This is a genomic window from Paenibacillus thiaminolyticus, assembly GCF_003591545.1.
Taxonomy (GTDB): Bacteria; Bacillota; Bacilli; order Paenibacillales; family Paenibacillaceae; genus Paenibacillus_B; species Paenibacillus_B thiaminolyticus_A.
Window position 1 is genome coordinate 1 of sequence record NZ_QYZD01000056.1, and the last position, 18323, is coordinate 18323.

The 18323-nt window shown below is 54.5% G+C and carries 19 protein-coding genes and 1 other annotated feature; of the genes, 2 read left to right on the forward strand and 17 right to left on the reverse strand.

The annotated features are described in order from the left end of the window. The 8 genes from DQX05_RS28515 to DQX05_RS28550 form a co-directional block, all read right to left on the reverse strand. Positions 1 to 1170 (reverse strand): LysM peptidoglycan-binding domain-containing protein (locus tag DQX05_RS28515; RefSeq protein WP_119796647.1); only part of this gene is annotated, 1170 nt, incomplete at its 3' end. Positions 1171 to 1332: 162 nt separating this feature from the next. Then, positions 1333 to 2211, reverse strand: coding sequence for a branched-chain-amino-acid transaminase (gene ilvE, locus DQX05_RS28520; protein ID WP_119796648.1), 879 nt, complete (start codon positions 2209 to 2211; stop codon positions 1333 to 1335). A 26-nt stretch (positions 2212 to 2237) separates the two neighbouring features. Continuing rightward, positions 2238 to 3098: a prephenate dehydratase gene (gene pheA / locus DQX05_RS28525; RefSeq protein ID WP_119796649.1), complete on the reverse strand. Its 861-nt coding sequence runs from the start codon at positions 3096 to 3098 to the stop codon at positions 2238 to 2240. A 16-nt stretch (positions 3099 to 3114) separates the two neighbouring features. Continuing rightward, a complete protein-coding gene (gene thrB, locus DQX05_RS28530; protein ID WP_119796650.1) occupies positions 3115 to 4080 on the reverse strand; it encodes a homoserine kinase in 966 nt (321 codons plus the stop codon). Then, on the reverse strand, positions 4080 to 5147 hold the full coding sequence (gene thrC, locus DQX05_RS28535) for a threonine synthase (RefSeq protein ID WP_119796651.1): 1068 nt from the start codon (positions 5145 to 5147) through the stop codon (positions 4080 to 4082). Before thrC ends, thrB begins: the two co-directional genes overlap by 1 nt. A 53-nt stretch (positions 5148 to 5200) precedes the next feature. After that, positions 5201 to 6487, reverse strand: a complete 1287-nt coding sequence (locus DQX05_RS28540; protein WP_119796652.1) for a homoserine dehydrogenase — start codon at positions 6485 to 6487, stop codon at positions 5201 to 5203. A 118-nt stretch (positions 6488 to 6605) separates the two neighbouring features. Next, positions 6606 to 7043 carry an ACT domain-containing protein gene (locus DQX05_RS28545; RefSeq protein ID WP_119796653.1) on the reverse strand — a complete coding sequence of 146 codons (438 nt, stop codon included), beginning with the start codon at positions 7041 to 7043 and terminating at the stop codon, positions 6606 to 6608. A gap of 254 nt (positions 7044 to 7297) precedes the next feature. Continuing rightward, positions 7298 to 8437, reverse strand: coding sequence for a GntR family transcriptional regulator (locus DQX05_RS28550; protein ID WP_119796654.1), 1140 nt, complete (start codon positions 8435 to 8437; stop codon positions 7298 to 7300). A gap of 239 nt (positions 8438 to 8676) precedes the next feature. On the opposite strand from DQX05_RS28550, the gene DQX05_RS28555 reads away from it, so the two are divergent. After that, a complete protein-coding gene (locus DQX05_RS28555; protein ID WP_119796655.1) occupies positions 8677 to 9537 on the forward strand; it encodes an aldo/keto reductase in 861 nt (286 codons plus the stop codon). A 51-nt stretch (positions 9538 to 9588) separates the two neighbouring features. On the opposite strand, the gene obgE is transcribed toward DQX05_RS28555, so the two are convergent. The 8 genes from obgE to DQX05_RS28595 all read right to left on the reverse strand — a co-directional run bounded on the left by obgE (position 9589) and on the right by DQX05_RS28595 (position 16172). Continuing rightward, a complete protein-coding gene (gene obgE / locus DQX05_RS28560) occupies positions 9589 to 10902 on the reverse strand; it encodes a GTPase ObgE (protein WP_119796656.1) in 1314 nt (437 codons plus the stop codon). A gap of 12 nt (positions 10903 to 10914) precedes the next feature. Continuing rightward, a complete protein-coding gene (locus DQX05_RS28565; protein ID WP_119796657.1) occupies positions 10915 to 11670 on the reverse strand; it encodes a Spo0B domain-containing protein in 756 nt (251 codons plus the stop codon). A gap of 153 nt (positions 11671 to 11823) precedes the next feature. Continuing rightward, complete coding sequence (rpmA, locus tag DQX05_RS28570; protein WP_006284685.1) at positions 11824 to 12135, reverse strand: 50S ribosomal protein L27; 312 nt, start codon at positions 12133 to 12135, stop codon at positions 11824 to 11826. Between the two features lie 14 nt (positions 12136 to 12149). Continuing rightward, entirely contained in the window at positions 12150 to 12485 is a 336-nt protein-coding gene (locus DQX05_RS28575; RefSeq protein ID WP_119796658.1) for a ribosomal-processing cysteine protease Prp, read from the reverse strand. Positions 12486 to 12495: 10 nt separating this feature from the next. Next, positions 12496 to 12807 carry a 50S ribosomal protein L21 gene (rplU, locus tag DQX05_RS28580; protein ID WP_119796659.1) on the reverse strand — a complete coding sequence of 104 codons (312 nt, stop codon included), beginning with the start codon at positions 12805 to 12807 and terminating at the stop codon, positions 12496 to 12498. Positions 12808 to 12820: 13 nt separating this feature from the next. Continuing rightward, positions 12821 to 12906 (reverse strand) — a sequence feature (ribosomal protein L21 leader region). 73 nt (positions 12907 to 12979) lie between these two features. After that, entirely contained in the window at positions 12980 to 14227 is a 1248-nt protein-coding gene (locus DQX05_RS28585; RefSeq protein WP_119796660.1) for an Rne/Rng family ribonuclease, read from the reverse strand. Between the two features lie 135 nt (positions 14228 to 14362). Continuing rightward, on the reverse strand, positions 14363 to 15223 hold the full coding sequence (locus tag DQX05_RS28590; RefSeq protein ID WP_119796661.1) for a M50 family metallopeptidase: 861 nt from the start codon (positions 15221 to 15223) through the stop codon (positions 14363 to 14365). After that, a complete protein-coding gene (locus tag DQX05_RS28595; RefSeq protein WP_119796662.1) occupies positions 15216 to 16172 on the reverse strand; it encodes a M23 family metallopeptidase in 957 nt (318 codons plus the stop codon). Before DQX05_RS28595 ends, DQX05_RS28590 begins: the two co-directional genes overlap by 8 nt. A 758-nt stretch (positions 16173 to 16930) precedes the next feature. Here DQX05_RS28595 and DQX05_RS28605 point away from each other — a divergent pair. Continuing rightward, a complete protein-coding gene (locus tag DQX05_RS28605) occupies positions 16931 to 17848 on the forward strand; it encodes a transposase (RefSeq protein WP_119796664.1) in 918 nt (305 codons plus the stop codon). 104 nt (positions 17849 to 17952) lie between these two features. Here DQX05_RS28605 and DQX05_RS31225 read toward each other — a convergent pair whose 3' ends face one another. Beyond that, positions 17953 to 18090, reverse strand: coding sequence for a hypothetical protein (locus tag DQX05_RS31225; RefSeq protein ID WP_182914948.1), 138 nt, complete (start codon positions 18088 to 18090; stop codon positions 17953 to 17955). Positions 18091 to 18323: the final 233 nt, after the last annotated feature.

Genomic DNA, 18323 nt, shown 5'->3' on the forward strand with positions numbered 1-18323 from the left:
CCCGTGCTCGCCCATTCCGTCATGCGGATGCCATTTCTCATGCTCCCCCATTCCGTGATGCGGGTGCCATTTCCCGTGCTCGCCCATTCCGTGATGCGGATGCCATTTCCCGTGCTCGCCCATTCCGTGATGCGGGTGCCATTTCTCGTGCTCCATCTCATGATTACCCGGCATGGAAGGCGACCACTCGGCCGGCGCAAGATCCGACATGGCGCCTGGAGAGACAAATACAGGCTGCCCCGAAGAAGGCGCATACGGCATCATTGGATAACCGCCATCGCATACATGCGGCAGTTGCATCATAGGAGACGTCTGCCAAGGCGAACAGTCCGCAAAAACCGGTGGCACTGCCGCAGGAGCAACAAACTCCGCTGCCGGTAGCGGATAGTGGGCGAATGGGTGGGGATAGTGGTGTTCTCCGCAGCCGCACGGTATTTCTTTGACCGGAGCAAATGGCTCAGGGCAACAAGAATAAAATGGCTTAGGCTGTTCTTCCATGAACGGTAGAATGGCAGGAGGCTCCGGGCATTCCAGAATCGGCGGGGCCGGAATCGGCAGCGTTGGCGCCGGAGGACAGATCGGATATTCATGCTTCGGTTTTTCCGGCTTGACATACTCCACTTTTTCCATTTCAAATTCGAGTTCATACTTCGGCAAAGTAATCTCGACTTTCGGCTTCGGCACCGTAACTTCTGGCTTAGGCTTGGTCAGTTCCGCTTTGGGCGGCATGATTTCCGCTATCGGCTTCGGCACGGTCAGCTCTTCCTTGGACTTCGGTGCCGTCATCTCGCCTTTGCCGTGATGCATCGGCATAGAATCCGATGAAGGCGGCGTCATTGCCGACACCTTCGGAATATTGACAACTTGCCCGATCACGAGAACATTTGGATTTTTCAATTGCGGATTCGCTTCAATCATCTCTTGCAAAGGAACGCCCCATGCCTTCGACAGCTTCCATAACGTATCCCCTTCCTTGACCACATGCTTATGCACGATTTCGTGCCCTGTTTGCGGGTGGCTGGAGGAAGGAACTTTAATCTTCATCCCGACGTCGATCTCATTCGGGTCTTTCAGCTGCGGGTTCATCTTGATTAATTCCTCTAAAGGAACATCGTATTTTTTCGCAATGGAATATAACGACTCGCCATTCTTGACAATATGGATTTTCACGTGTTGTAACCTCCCAAACGTTCATCATCCTCTTGCTACGGGACACTTGCCCTAGGATCAATTACTACATCCTATGCAGATGATGGGCGTTTGACATCCCTTCATACAAAAAAATCCTCCCCGATGTTCAGAGAGGAGTTGTCTGCTTCACAGATATAGCCTTTATTCGTATACCTTGACGCCATCCTGCGTCACGAGCTCACGGAAATGCTTGAGCAGATTCAACGTCATCGGACCGGCTTGCCCGGTACCAATGATGCGACCGTCAACCTCACGTACAGCAATGACCTCGGCGGCCGTTCCCGTGAAGAACACTTCATCCGCGACATACACATCGTGGAGAGTGAACGGTTCTTCCTTGAGCGTATAGCCCAGCTTGCCGCATAATTCCATAATCGCCGCCCGCGTAATGCCTTCCAGCGCGCCCAAGTAGCATGGAGGGGTGTAGACGACGCCTTTTTTGATAATAAAAATATTATCGCTGGAGCCTTCGGCGACATACCCTTGTGCGTTCAGCATAATCGCCTCCCCGACCTCAGCCAGGTTCGCCTGAATTTTGACGAGAATATTGTTCAAATAGTTCAGCGATTTGATCTTCGGATTCAAGGCATCCGGGATATTGCGGCGCTGGGACACCGAGACGGTGCGCAGCCCGTTGCGGTAAGCTTCCTCCGGATAAATGGCGAGCTGCTCGACAATAATAATGACACTCGCCTGCGGACAACGGCGCGGATCGAGGCCGAGATTGCCGGCTCCGCGGGAGACGATGAGCCGGATATATCCGTCACGCAGCTCATTGCGCCGAATCGTCTCCACCATCGCGTCCTGCATTTCTTCCAGCGGCAGCGGAATGTCAAGCATAATCGATTTCGCCGAGTCATACAGCCGCTCCAGATGCTCGCGGCATTTAAATATATTGCCGCTATAGACGCGGATACCTTCAAATATCCCGTCCCCGTACAGAAAACCGTGGTCATATACTGAAATCGTTGCATTTTCTTTGGTGACATATTGTCCGTTCAAGTATATCCATTGCGACATGGCAAAAGCACCTCCATATATTGTCCCTACTTGGGTACAGCTTGTTCAAATGCATAGCTTGGGTACGATCCGAGGACGCGAACCTGGCAGCCAATCGCTTCAATTTCCGCGAAAGCGGAAGGCAGCAGCACCGTGTTCAGCCCCATTTCCACATCGATATAGAAATAATAGTTGCCGAGCCGGCGCTTCGTCGGACGCGATTCAATCCGCGACAAGTTAATGCGCCGCCATGCAAAGGCGGACAGCACCTGGTGCAGCGCACCCGGGTAATCCTCCGGCAGCGTGACCAGGATCGTGGTCTTCGGCTTGCCAGAACGCTCCAGGTTCAGCGGCTCCTTGCCGATAAGAACGAACCTCGTATAGTTATTATTATGATCCGTTACTTCCGATGCAAGTACATCGAGACCGTGGGTACGCGCTCCCAGGGTCGTTCCGATCGCCACCCAGCCGCTGCCGGGATGCTGCTTGACCTTATGAACGGCTTCGGCGGTGCTTCCCGTATGCTCCAGCTCGGCATGCGGCAGATACGTCCGGATGAAGTTCATGCATTGCGCCATTGCGACCGGGTGAGACATCACCTTGACGACCCGGGACCAGTCTCCTTCGACTTCCGCGCGGCGTCCGATAATATTTTGGATCGACGGATAGAACCATTCCGCCTGGAACGGAATGTCCACCTCATGGACAATCCAATCCATATGCAGATTCACCGAGCCCTCGATCGTATTCTCGATCGGAATGACGCTGTAATCCGTCTTGCCCTGGGCGGTCGACAGGAATACGTCCGATATCAAGGCATAGTGATCATACTGATGCTGCTCCCCGACGAGATGGACCGCGGCCTCATGCGACACGGAACCTTCAGGCAAAAGCGCAATTCTAGCCATAATGAGTTAACTCCTTCTATCGTGATGAATCGGCACGCTCAGCGACGACCGCCGCCATATCGTCCCACACTCCGCAGCGCACGGCTCCTTCCTTGCTAATGCCGAGCGGCATAACCCGGGACTCGACCCCGTGGTCGCGAAGCGCTTGCTTCATATATGCTTGCAGTGAATCCTGCCCATTCCGGTTGTCCACGAAGGCAAGAAGCGTCGGGCCCGCGCCGCTCAGCGCCATGCCAAGCGCTCCGTGCTGGACCCCCTCCTCCAATATTCCCGGCATGCCCGGGATGAGCGATGCCCGATACGGCTGATGAAGCCGGTCTCGCATCGCTTCCGCCAGCAGCTCCGTCCTTCCGCTGGCCAGTGCTGCGACGAGAACGGAGGAACGGCTAATATTGTATACCGCATCCGCCATGTCGATGCGCTCCGGCAGCACATGCCGCGCCTTCTTCGTCTCAAGTTCGAATTGAGGAACGGCCACCACTGTTCCGAGGCCAGCGGGCGGATCGAGCCGTATATGACGAGCCTGCTCGCCATCCCACATGGCCGTGATAATTCCGCCGAATAGAGATGCCCCCACATTGTCCGGATGACGCTCGATGGCCGTCGCCATATCGAATAGCCGTTGATCCGTCAACGGCTGCCCGATGAGCCAATTGGCGGCGGCAAGCCCGCCGATCAAGGCGGAGGCGCTGCTGCCCAGCCCGCGCGTCAGCGGGATCTCGCTATAGACGTCAAGGGCGAGCGGGCGCTCTTCCACTCCCGCTTCCCGGAATGCCGCTTGAGCCGTCCGGTAGATCAGATTGCGCTCATCGGCAGGAAGGCCGTGAAGCTCCGAACCGTGAAGGCGAATTCGCATCTGCTCCGCCGGCTTCATCGCGACCCACAAATGCAGCTCGAGCGCCATGCCCAGCGTATCGAACCCGGGGCCAAGATTAGCCGTGCTGGCAGGCACGCGCACGAGCACGCCCTCTTCCTTCCACATTATTGTTCACCCTCTAGCTGACGAATCGCCGCCATGACCGCTTCCTCTGTGTCCGGCACGACGAGCGGTTCCTTCGCTGCCGTCTGGATGGCGATATTCGGGTCCTTGAGTCCATGTCCGGTCAACACGCATACGACCGATTCTCCTCCAGTGAAGTACCCTTCCCGGTGCAGGTTCATCACGCCGGCTACCGAAGCCGCCGAGGCCGGCTCGGCAAAGACGCCTTCTCTCGCCGCCAGCAGCTGATACGCTTCGATAATCTGATCGTCAGTCACGTAATTAATCTGACCGCCGGATTGCTCTGCCGCTTCGACAGCGGTCTTCCAGCTCGCCGGATTGCCGATGCGAATGGCGGTCGCCAACGTTTCCGGGTTCGGAATCGGCTCGCCTTTCACAATCGCCATGGCGCCTTCCGCTTCGAAGCCGACCATCTTCGGCAGGCGGTCCGTATGACCTGCCGCATGATATTCCTTGAATCCTTTCCAGTAAGCGGAAATATTGCCCGCATTGCCCACAGGAATGGCGAGCACGTCCGGCGCGGCCCCCAATTGATCGCACACCTCAAAGGCGGCTGTCTTCTGTCCCTCGATCCGGTACGGGTTGACCGAATTGACGAGCGTAATCGGGTGCTTGGCCGTAATCTCGCGCACAATCTCCAGCGCCCGGTCGAAGTTGCCCTCGATTGCAATCACCTTGGCACCGTAGATCATCGCTTGAGCCAGCTTGCCAAGCGCAATGTTATTGTTCGGGATCAGCACGATGCAGTTCAGTCCGGCCCGGGCGGCATAGGCGGCTGCGGCCGCCGACGTGTTGCCGGTCGAGGCGCACATAATCGTGCGGCTGCCTTCTTCCATCGCCTTCGCTACAGCCATGACCATGCCTCGATCCTTGAAGGATCCGGTCGGATTCAAGCCCTCATATTTCAAATACATATTCAGCCCGAGCTCCTCGGACAGACGCTCCGCCCGGATAAGCGGCGTATTGCCTTCATGCAGCGTCAGCATGGGCGTATTTTCGTTAACCGGCAAATAGCGCTTGTAGGTCTCCAGCAATCCCATATATCTCATGTCTTTTTCCCCTCTTTGCGTATGGTTTCAACCTATGATATGGAGCTGCTCGATCAACCTTCGACCCGATAAGCGCTCTTAATCGACTTGATGACGGACAGCTGCTCGAAATGCTCAAACACCTTATTCATGCTCGCCCGGCTGGCGTAATGCGTAATAATGATAATCTCGGCATCCGGGTTGTTCGGATTCGGCTGCTGCACAACCGAATCGAGGCTCACATCGTACTCGGCGAACAGTTGCGTAATTTGCGCGAGCACTCCTGCCTTGTCTTCGACGTGAAGCAGAACGAAGTTTTTATAAGCAATCTGCTCATCGGATTTGAGCTTCTTCTCCTTGTACGGAGTCAAGGCGCGCTGTCCGTTGACGCCGAGCTTCATGTTCTTAATGACGGCGACCAGATCCGCTACGATCGAGGTGGCGGTCGGCATCTCACCGGCGCCCGGTCCGTAGAACATCGTCTCACCCACGGCTTCCCCGTACACATATACCGCATTGAACACGCCGTTCACCGAAGCGAGCGGATGCGCTGTGCTGACCATCGTCGGCTGGACGACGACACTGATCTGATCATCCTGCCGTTCTGCAATGCCAAGGAGCTTCATTTCATAACCCAGTTTTTTGGCAAAAGCGATATCTTCCTTCTTAATCCGGGAGATGCCTCTCACTTCTACGTCTTCCAAAGCGACGTCCGCATGGAACCCTAGCGTCGCGAGAATCGCCATCTTACGCGCCGCGTCCAAGCCTTCCACGTCCGAGGTCGGATCCGATTCGGCGTAGCCAAGCTGCTGCGCTTCCCGCAGCACCTCTTCGTAGCCGGCCCCTTCCTGGCTCATTTTCGATAAAATATAATTGGTTGTCCCGTTGACGATACCCATAATCTTGGTAATCCGGTCGGAAGAGAAGCCTTCCATCAACGTGCGGATGATCGGAATGCCGCCGGCGACGCTCGCCTCGTAAAACACATCACAGCGCTTCTCCTTCGCCTTCGCCTTGATCTCGCGCCCGTGGAGCGCGATCAGGTCCTTGTTCGCTGTAACGACATGCTTGCCCCGATCCAACGCTTCCATCAGATACTCCTTGGTCGGCTCAATGCCGCCCATCACTTCGACGACCACGTCGATTTCCGGATCGTCGATAATATCCCAAGCATTTTCGGTGAGCAGATGATCCGGCACGTGAATACTGCGGGACTTACTCACATCTTTGACGAGCACCTTCCCGATCTGAATCGGCGAGCCGACCTGGCTTGCCAGATCCTCCTGATGACCTTCAACAATTCGAACGACACCTGTACCTACGGTGCCCAGCCCCAATAGTCCTACTTTGATTGGCTTCATCTCGTTCCTCCCCTTCGCATGACGCAATCTGTCTATGTGTATTGAAAAAGAAATATTATGTCCGGGGGCCACCCGCTCATGTCCGGCGTTCACTGCCTGCGCCGGCAAGCGGCCCGCCTTATCCTTGCCCGATAACCTGTACCCGCTTCACGCCCGAAATGTCGCGCAGCGTTTCAAGCATCATGCCGAACGGTTCGGCAATAAGGGATGTCTCCACCGAAAGAACCACGTTCGCCATGCCTTGAAGGGGAATCGTCTGGTGGATCGTGAGCACATTGCCCTCGAACACGGCCACCGAGCTAAGCACCTTCGAGAGGATGCCTGAGCGGTGCTCCAAATCAAGCGAAATCGTCACGATACGCTCCCGCTCCAACTGGTTGAGCGGAAAGATGCCGTCTTTATATTTATAGAACGCGCTGCGGCTCAGCTCGACCCGCTCCGCAGCCTCGTGAACGGTCTTGACCTCTCCGGCGGCAAGCAGCTGCTTCGCCCGTACCGTCTTCACCACCGCATCCGGTAAAATATCTTCCCGTACCAAGTAGTATCGCTCTGCCATTTTCAGTCCTCCGTAAAAAGACTTTTGTTTTCCTATAGAGGACATTATAGCGGATTCGTATGCGAATTGGCAATAGGAGATGAGTCAACAATTGAAATTGGATTCATTATACACGAATTTGAATCAAATCAATGCCTTTTCCTTCGTTTCCAATGAAATTTTTTCACGGCATCACAAAGAGCCTTTTACATGTTCAACCATTTCCCTGGCTGTTCTGTAAAAGGCTTGTGGCTTCCACACCGTCATGATTCCGCTTACAACAATATTCGCTCGCCAGCGAAGGGGCCAATCGATTGCCTCTCCTGCAGCATAATCGGGACAAGCATCCGCTTCTCCCCCAGCCTCCGCTCTTCGATCAGATCAATGACCGCTTCCGCTGCCCACCTTCCAATCTCGTATTTGTTTTGCAGCACCGTCGCGAGCGGAACTTCGAAATGCCGCGACACTTCCTCATCGTCGAATCCGATGAGCGACAGCTGGTCCGGCACCTGGATATTCGAGCCCAAGCACACTCTCAGCAGCTCAAGCGCCAGTTCGTCATGCTCGGCTTGAATCGCCGTCGCTTTTCTAGCCAGGAGAATCTGAATCATTTCCGCGTAGAATGCTTCCTTATTCTCCCCGTTTACCTGCCGGTAGAAATCGGTGATGACCAACTTGGCATCGCTTGGAAGGCCGCCATCCTTCAGCGCCTGGCAGTAGCCGAAATAGCGATCGCGAACCGAACTCCGGTACTCGATTCCGATGCTTGACACGAAGGCAATGCGCCGATGCCCCAGCTCAATCAATCTTTGGGCCGCGATATATCCGCCCCGGAAATTATCGGAACAGACACTCGGTACCGGAATGCTGTCGTAATATTGGTCCATCGTCACAATCGGATATTGGTCGATGTATTGAAGATTCAGGACCTCCATGTTGTGGATGGAGCTGATCGGATATAAAATGATGCCCGAAAATCCATGCTTCGGAAGGCGTGTCAGCAGTTCCTTCTCCTTCTCCGGATTCCAGTCTGTACAATGAATGCTCAAATAATATCCCTTGCTCTCCAAATATTCTGTTGCCCCTCTCATGTAATCCAAATGTCCATTCGCCGCCATATAAGGCAGGATCATCGAGATGATCCGCTGCGGCGCACTGGTTGTGCCGCCAAGGTAGGGCTCCTTGTCCCAGGCCCGTTCCTTGACGAAGCTGCCGCTCCCCCGCTTGCGGTAAATGTACCCGCTCCGTTCCAGCTCAAGCAGGGCGCGCTTGGAGGTAATGCGGCTCACCCCGAACTGCTCGGCCAGCTCCATTTCGGTCGGAATCTGCTGATGGACAGTATACATCCCCTCTTCTATTTTCCGCTTTATATCATCTATGATGAGAGCGTATAACGGTTTGTTTCCCGGTTCCACAGTTGTTCACTTCTCCGCTTCATACTGGATTGTACATGCTATAAGGCCACTGTTAGCACCATATTATAGGATATCATGTCGTGCAGCAAGACAAAGGCATACCCTACTTCCCCACCCCTTTACGAGTCGACGATGACCGCTTTCATCCGGAACTTCTTTCCATTACGGACGTACAAATCTATCGATGTTCTTCCGGTATCATCGTCCGGGATGAATAATGAGAAGGCAGGTGGATAGTATTGCAGGACAGACAATTGGGTCCCTACCGAATCTCGGCTATCGGCTTCGGCGGAGCTCCGCTCTCCGTTCCGGGAAGACCGGATCGGGAACATGCCCTGAAGACGATTAAGGAAGCCTGGGAGAACGGTATCACTTTCTTCGACACGGCAGATACATACAGCTTGAACGAGCATGATCTCGGTCATAACGAGCAGTTGTTCGGAGAGTCGCTACTGCCAGCCCCCGGGTGCGTGATTGCCACCAAGTCCGGGCTTGCCCGCCCGGACGGCGCCTGGATCCGGAGCGCGCACCCGCGATCGCTTCGGGCCTCATGCGAACGCAGTCTCACCCTGCAGCGACGGGACGTGCACCCGCTGTATTACTTGCATGCCCCGGATCCGGACGTTCCGTTCGAGGAATCGTTCGGGGAACTGAGCCGCCTGCAGGAGGAAGGCAAGATCGAGCATCTGGGCCTGTCCAACGTCTCGGTCGCCGAATGCGAGGCGGCCATGGACATCGCTGGCGTAGCGGCGGTCCAGAACCGTTACCACTTGTTCGACCGAAGCTCCTCGGACGTGCTAGCCTTCTGCGAATCGCGCCGGATTCTGTTCGTCGCATACAGCCCGTTCGGCGGCCCGGGGCAATCGTCCAGACTGCGGCAAGATCCGCTTCTCCAAGATCTGGCCATCGCCTATGAGGCGAGCCCATACCAGATCGTGCTGGCGTGGATGGTGGCCCGCTTCCCGCAGCTGATCCCAATTCCCGGAGCGACCCGGCCGGAATCAATCCGCGACAGCGCTCAGGCGGCCCGGCTTCGTCTCAGTCCGGAAGATCTCGCAAAGCTGGATGCGCATGATATCCCTTCACCAGTGCAGGGATAACAGCGAAAAGACCGCATGCCTGTTCAAAGGCATGCGGTCTCCTTCATGTCATCAGTAATAGCTGCTGCCTTCGACGAATTCGAATTCGAAGTCGCCGATCCGGATGATGGTGCCATCCTCTGCGCCGCGCTTGCGCAGCTCTTCGTCTACCCCCATCCGGCGAAGCGTCCGCGCGAACCGGAGAATCGCATCATGCGATGTCATTTGCATCCGCTTCAGCATGCCTTCAATCGCCTCGCTCTCGATGACGAATGTGTCATTCTCTCGCCGAATCGTGAAGGAAGGCTTCTCTTCTTTCTGCTTGTAGCGGTAGATTTTGCGTTCCTCAACGTCTGCAACCTCCTCCACATGCGTGTCCGGAAGACGTTCCAGCATGTCCATTGCCTTGTAGAGCAGCTCCTGGATTCCCTGCTTCGTCAAGGAGGAGATCGGCATGATCTCGATCTCGTCGCCCTTCAGCGCCCGCACCTGCTCGCGGAATGCTTCCAGGTTCTCCTCCGCCTGAGGCATGTCCATTTTGTTCGCCGCCACGATCTGCGGGCGTTCCGCCAGCTTCTCGTTATATTGTCTCAGCTCATCGTTAATTTTGACCCAATCGTCGAACGGATCGCGCCCTTCGGTTCCCGCCATGTCCACCACGTGGATAATAATCCGGGTACGCTCAATATGGCGCAGAAATTCATGTCCCAATCCGACTCCTTCGTGGGCACCCTCGATAAGGCCCGGCAGGTCCGCCATGACGAAGCTTCGTCCGTCCCCGATATCGACGACACCCAGATTCGGGGTAATCGTCGTGAAATGATAGGCACCGATCTTCGGCTTCGCGCCCGAGACGACGGACAGCAGCGTCGATTTGCCGACGCTCGGGAAGCCGACCAGGCCGATATCCGCCATCACCTTCAGCTCGAGCACAACCCAGCGCTCCTGGCCTTCTTCTCCATGCTCCGCCAGCTCCGGAGCTGGATTCGCCGGGGTCGCGAAGCGCATATTTCCTCGGCCTCCGCGTCCACCCTTAGCGACCACAACCTCTTGCCCGTTACGGGTCAGATCGGCGATAACTTCCTGCGTATCATCATCGATCACGACCGTTCCCGGCGGGACCCGGACAATCATATGCTCTGCGTTGGCGCCGTGCTGGCTCTTGTTCCGCCCCTTTTCTCCGCGGCTCGCCTTGAAATGCTTCTGGTAGCGAAAATCGACCAGTGTGCGCAACCCCTCGTCAACGCGGAAAATGACGTTGCCGCCATGCCCTCCATCGCCGCCGGCTGGTCCGCCCATCGCAACATACTTCTCCCGGCGGAACGCGACGAGACCGTCGCCTCCGTCCCCGCCTTTTACGTATATTTTCGTCTTATCTACAAACATGCTGTCACCCCATTATGCGTTGCAAGGCACGACAATGCGGTAGGCTTCGTGCTCTTCGTTCTGCTGCGCTGACGATTGCTCCAGCCGCAGGCCGCCTACAGACGCGATATGCTTCAATTTGGATTCCACTTCATCCGGATTCAATAAGATGCCTTCGTATTGATAATGAATGACGAGCCGGCCGTCCTCCTTGGCAAATTCGACGCTAAGCGGATTCATCCCGTCATGATGCGCCTTTCCCGCAAAGCGAAACGCTTGAACCGAAGCAATGATCGACTCGGCCAACTTGCACGGATCGACGGACAAGTCCATCCGGTTCAATTCTACCGGTTCCAGCATCTCGATTCGGAGCGGCATCGTACTCCCTGACAACCGCTGCTGCATCAGGAACATCACTAGTTCCGGAACGCCAAGCTTGGCAATCCGGCTCTCCTCCGCCATTCGCTCTTTTATAGTCTCTACACATTCCGGCAATTTATCGAACTTCTTCAATCGAACGTAACCATACACCAACTGCAGATCATTCATCCAGTCATGGCGCTGATGGTTCATCAGCTCAAGGGCAGACGTTGCCAGCGAACGCTCTACACGCTTCCGCCGCATCCGCTCTTCCCGGTATAACAAGAACCCGCACAGGCTCAGCATCACCGCCATGACGAGAATAAGCACGAATCTCCATGTGAATGATAAAGGCCATCCAATGACAATGACGGCGCATACGGCCGCTGCCGCGATGCAGCCTCCTAGCTTCAATCGCAAACTATTCATATTCCGGCTCCCCGTTCATCATTCCATTCTTCCATTTATGTACAAACTCCCCAATCTTCAGTATATCATGCGCAAGGGAGGGCGTCCAAGAAAAATGAACCGCAGCCGGGTAAAAAAAACCCCCGGCACTAGCCGAGGGTTTCTTCTATCGTCTTAGTTCTCCACAGCTGCTGCAACAGGTGCAGCTTCCACCGGGTAGACGCTCACTTTTTTACGGTCGCGACCCCATCGTTCGAACTTCACGACGCCTTCCACTTTTGCGAACAGCGTGTCATCTTTACCGATGCCCACGTTGTTGCCGGGATGGACCTTCGTGCCGCGTTGGCGGACCAAGATGCTGCCGGCTGTAACCACTTGGCCGTCGGCGCGCTTCACGCCAAGACGTTTGGAAATACTGTCACGGCCGTTCTTCGTGGAGCCTACGCCCTTCTTGGATGCGAACAACTGAAGATTCAGTTTCAACATGTTGTCTACCTCCTTTATGTTGTCATTAGTTCTTCTATTTGAAGATACGATTCGTATGAAGCTTCGATACTTTGCAACCCAACGATCATCGACTCTAGCAGCAGCTGAACCTGCGCTTCGATGTCCTTCCGCTCGATGAACGGAACCGTTCCGCTCAAGAAGCCGTCCTTCATCTCGCACTCCAGTTCAACGCCAGTCAGAACCTCAATGGCATTGGCTGCGCCCACCGACACGGCAGAGACACCTGCACATACGATGTCCTCTCCATGGGGAGCATAATCCGCATGGCCCTCAATCGAGAAGCCCGCGATAGATCGATCCGGCTTCCGCCTAACTGTAACGTGAATCATCCGGCACCTCTTACGCCTGAATGTTCTCGATCGTTACTTTTGTGTACGGTTGGCGATGACCTTGCTTGCGACGGTAGTTCTTTTTCGCTTTGTACTTGTACACGACAATTTTCGCGCCTTTTCCATGCTTCTCTACCTTCGCCGTTACCGCAGCGCCGGATACAACCGGTGTTCCTGTAACGAGGCCGCCTTCCTTCGATACCGCCAATACGCGATCGAATGTTACGCTGTCGCCTTCTGCAGCGTTCAGCTTCTCGATGTACAATACATCGCCCGCTTGAACTTTATACTGCTTACCGCCAGTTTCGATAATTGCATACATTGTGTTGCACCTCCTCATGTCTCAGACTCGCCTAAATCAGGTGATGACGCTGCTCGCAGCCTCATGCTTGGAACCTGTCCGGAGCGGTTACAGCATGTGTAAGCAACTTCACTAGACACATACTTATAGATTGTAGCACAATTGATTACAAAATACAACCTTTTGCGTTCCTTTAACGGTTAGGAATTTGTGCCGGCTCCCATCCGCTTCCCCCGCATGAGGAACATGGCTGCAGGAACTGGTTCATCACCTGTTCCCGCACTTTTTTGCGGGTCAGCTCTAGCAAGCCCAGCTTCGTCCAGCCGACGACCAGACATTTCGTCCTGTCTTTCTTCATCATCGTCTCCAGCCGTTCGACCACGTGTTGGCGATGCTCTTCCGTATCCATGTCGATGAAATCGACAATGATGATGCCTCCGATATCCCGCAGACGGATGAGACGCGCGATTTCCTCCGCAGCTTCCATATTCGTAGTATACACGGTCTCTTCGAGATGGCTTGTCCCCGTATATTTCCCCGTGTTCACATCAACAACGGTTAAAGCTTCCGTCTGATCCCATACCAAATAGCCGCCGCTTTCCAGCCAAGTTTTGCGCTGGAACGCCTTATCCAGCTGTTCTTGGATATGATACCGCCGGAACAGCGGCTCCGCTTCCTTATACGTATGAATCCGGTTCTCCAATTCAGGGGCAACCGATCGGACGAACGTATGTAACCGCTCGGCTTGGCGGACATTGTCGATCAGCAGTTGATCGACATCCCGCGAGAACGCGTCCCGCACCAGCCGCTCCACCATGTTCAGATCATGGTGCAGCAGGGCAGGCGCTTCCGCTTGCGCCGAACGAAGCGTAACCCGGTTCCACAGCTCACGGAGCATCTCGATATCGCCATGCAGCGTCTCTCGCGACTCTCCCTCCGCCACGGTGCGGATAATCATGCCTTCCTCGTTCTCGCGCAGCTCTTCAGCAAGCTGCTTCAGGCGGGTTCGCTCCGCTTCCTGCTCAATCTTCTTGGATACTCCGATATAATCGGCGTTAGGCATATAGACCGAATAGCGGCCTGGCAGCGAGTAATGGGTCGTCACACGGGCGCCCTTGCCCCCCAGCGCCTCCTTCATCACTTGGACGATAAGCTCCTGTCCAACTCGAAGCAAGCTGGTTATTGGAGGCTTCTGCTTCGGCTGCTTCTCCAAATGCGGGTGCAAACAATCATCAACATACAGAAATGCGTTCTTCTTCTGACCGATGTCCACAAATGCAGCCTGCATTCCCGGAAGAACATTCACCACACGGCCCTTGTAAAAGCTTCCGACCGACGTAGTTCCCGTGGCTTGTTCGACTGCATATTCGACGAGCCGACCATGTTCCAACAATGCCATTTGCGTGACTTGTTCCTCGCAGTGAACAATCATTTGTTTCATGGTATCACCTCTGCTACAGCGCGTCATCTTCCATTGTAACATGAAGCAGGAGGCAGTGAACATACCAAACCCATCTGCTTTCCGATCAAAATAATAGAAAAACGGAAGTGGGCTCAGCTGGGCTGCGCCGGCCGCTCACTTCCGCTGCCCCCCGGGCTCGTCGAAATAGGCATCAATCGCCCGCTGTTCGGGAATGATGCGCTTAATCGCCCCTTCCGGGTCCATGACATAAATAAAATGATATTCGTCCCGGCGAAGCAAGCGCAACAGGCCGGACAGCGGCCAGCCTTTCTCCGCCACGATCGGCCGGCCAAGGCAACCGCTCCGTTCCCATTTACGCAGCCGGGCGGGACGGGCCATCAGGAAGCGGAGAAAACGGTAGGGAACGTTCTTCCACTCCTCCCAGTTGGACCACAAAAGAAAGAGTCCCAGCATGAGCAGGTTCAAATTCACTTTCCCGCCCGTGAACAGCGGAATGACGCTGTAAACCGCAATCGCAGCGCTCACCGCCATGCTGACTCTGGCCCCGATAAGCAGCGTTTTGTAATAGCTGAACCATAACGAAGCGGCGGCTTGCAGCATGCGCCCGCCATCCAGCGGCAGTACCGGGAGCAAATTGAACAATCCGATGAACGCATTCGCTCGAATGAAATCGTCCGTCCAAGCGCTCCCCCACCACCCCCACTGCTCAAATAACAGGGCAAGTCCGATCATAATACCGTTCTGAAGCGGCCCAGCAGCCATGACCAGCCACTCCTGCCAGGCCGGAGCCAGACTTCCGTCTTCCGTCTCCGCTACGCCGCCGAAGGGCAGCAGCTTCACTTCCGTTATCGTCCAGCCGAACATGCGCGCCACAGTGACATGCCCCATTTCATGGACAATCACGATAACGAACAGGGTAAGGAGTTCCAAAATATAACCCGTCACGGCCGCCATGGCCAGCAGGAGGATGAACAAAGGATGAAGCGTATAGACGGTTCCTCCCCATTTAATCAAAAGCAATCACATCCGTCGGATCAATGTACTCTCCATCCCGCAAGAGAGCGAAATAGAGCGCCGCCGTACGGTCTTCCGCCGGACTCTCCAGCATGCCCACAACTTCCCCCTCCTCGAGCCAATCGTTCACCTTCACTTCGCTGGCGGCAAGCCCGCCGTATATGCTGACCACGCCCGAAGCATGCTGAACCGTAATCTGGATATCATCCTCGGCCCGGCGATTCACTTCCGTAACCCGTCCGGTCGCCACGCTCATTACCTCGGTATACGCCGCAGCCCCGGTATCGGCAGCAATCCGGATCCCGTTGCCGTTCATATCGAACGGCTGCAGCACCGTCCCCTTGACAGGAGGATGCAGCGACAGTCCCCCTTGGACGGATGCCGATTCCTTCCGATTCCCTTGGAACAGCGGGATGAAGGAGGGCGATCCGGAGAACGTCCGTTCATACCAGGCCGCGATCGGGCGCATGTCCATTTCCTCGGTCAGACTCCTGCCGATCCATTGCCGCGCCGGCTCATTCCAATCCGCAGGGAAGCGGAAAATCGCGAAAGCGGCGGCGAACAGCAGGACGGACAGCACAATTCGTGTGCGGAACGATCGCCAGAACCCGCCTTTCCGTTCCTGCTCCCACCCGTAGCGTTCATGCCATTGCCTCTGCGATGCCTTCCACAGCCGTTCCGGATCAGTCGAAGCGGCGGCGAGAATCTCCATCTCGTCAAAGCGAAGCGGAGGACGCCCGCCCATCTCTTCGCTATCTTTGGGAATCTCGATCGTCCTAGGTGCAGTCGTCTGGGCAGGGCGAGTGATCAGCGGCTCATGTTCTGTGTGCTGGACGGGCAGGAAGGACGTGCCGGCCTCATGCCGTGGCTCCGCCTCGGATAACCGCTGTTCTTGACTAATGATTTCCCGAATTCGTTCTTGCCGCCGACGACGAATGTCCTCGATCATTGCTTTCTCATCCCTTCCTTGATATCTGCCTGCACTTGAGATCGTTCTGCATACGTAATGATATCTGCTGTATCCAAATCAGGCCTACATCCCTAAACAAACGACTGCTTATATCCCATATGTATGACAAGCTATCACCGGTTATGAACAAGCCCTCGCCCTTCAGATCATCTTCTAATCTCATCCGTTCTTGGCATAACCTGTGAACCTTGTACCCTTCATTTGCCGTCCGTGTATACATGCTGCTCGCGGTCTTTTGCACAGTCTCCCAGTCGGTCAGGTTACCCTTTCGTGATTCTCCGGATGCTTTTTATGGCTGCTCAATGTCCTTCCGGTGCTCATTTGATCTCCCTCCCAATCGCTCAGCATTGCGCCTTAACATTTCGCTTTTTGACACATTACGATGAGCCTCCCAAACACTCAGGATTTGTAACGGGATTCCCCGGTAAACTTACGCCCGATCTCCCAAGCACTCAGGACACTCATGCATACCCGATAACCTTTTCATGAGTATCCCAAGCATTCAGGATATATAGAGATCCCCCAACATCATTACGGCGAATCCTCCCGAGTGCTCAGGCTGATTAAGCTTGAAACAAAATGAATTTCACTGAGTAGACTGACAATGCTGCAAGCAGCGGATTTATCACAAAATAACATTCCAATTCCAATAACACGCTTTACATGGAAACATATGTTTGGTAATATGATATAAGAACACATGTTTGCACCGCGTCAAATTAGGAGGGGCTGCTGTAATGGATGTCTGGACGAACTTTAGCTCGTTAGCGGAGTTAATGGATCAATTTCCTACAGAAGAATCATGCATTCCTACCCTGTTTGCGTTGAAATGGCCTCACGGCTTTCGCTGCCCGAACTGCTGCCATGCCAGCGCCTATGTAATCCGGACCCGGCGGCTGCCACTGTATGAATGCAGCGCTTGCCGGCATCAGACATCCTTGACTGCAGGAACGATCCTCGAGGGCAGTAGAACCTCTTTGCGGAAATGGTTTGCTGCAATTTGGCTCGTCTCCAATCCAAAGGAAGGGATTAATGCGGTCAGACTACGCTCGATTATCAATGTTACTTACAAGACAGCATGGGCGATGCTGCATAAAATTCGTACCGCGACTAGCTGCGCCGATGCAGAGGAGCGACTCGAACATCGCGTGCATGGCTTTATTGCCTTTAATGGCCCTCGCCTTTATCCGAGTGTCGAACTTGGTCCGCGGGAGCAACCGATTATCGTGGCAGCCTCGCTGGCTCCGAACGGAGAGGAATACCAATATAAAATGAAACAGGTGAATCGGCGGCACATGTCCGGCAAGCTGCTGCTTCCTTGCGGCCGCGATCATTTTATCGAAAAATATATCTCTGCGCCGGACTCTATGATCTCCATCATCCGCCAGCGATTTCGAGTCAAGCAGAACAGTCCATTATATACTGTGTTCCGGCGAGCACAGCGTTGGCTATGCGATACGTTCCGCGGGGTAAGCGGCAAGTATTTGCAGCAGTATCTGGATGAATTTTGTTACCGGGAAAATGCCATCGCCCGCCAAGTGGCAGGCTGGGAGCCCTTAGCCGCGATATGCTGTGCCGATAACGGGGCCAGACGCCGGTATTTGTCAAGGGCAGCCTCCTCGAATAATTACTCCCGCTATCTTGCAGCTGCCTAAATGAATGCAGAAGGGGCTACCCATGCACCGCTCTGATATTACACAACAATCCCAAAGTAATTCACTTGAATATCCGTCCACTTTTAAATAGCCGTTTTATTCATTTAATGAGTTTTATATACTGCTCGGAATTTATCTTGTTTTTCTCGATCCATCATTGTTAAATCCATCTTTTTTAATTCCACCATTTCTGAATCTTCTATTCCTGGCCCCATCAAACCTGACATTATTCCTGATATCATTCCTGGATTCCGTTCCTAGATTTCATTCCTGAGTTAAGGGGTGCCTTGGCCTGAAGAGAAATGTGCTGCCTCTAAAGGGAGATTTCGGGATACTCTGCATAAGGGACAAAAAGCGGTTCATTCGACTTCTGACTACTTCGGGAGCGCTACCTACTTAAAGACTTCCTGGTCATAAGTTCCTGAACATTCCTGTCAGAGCCAAGATTCTGGCTTTGAAAAAAAAGGAGCGTCCC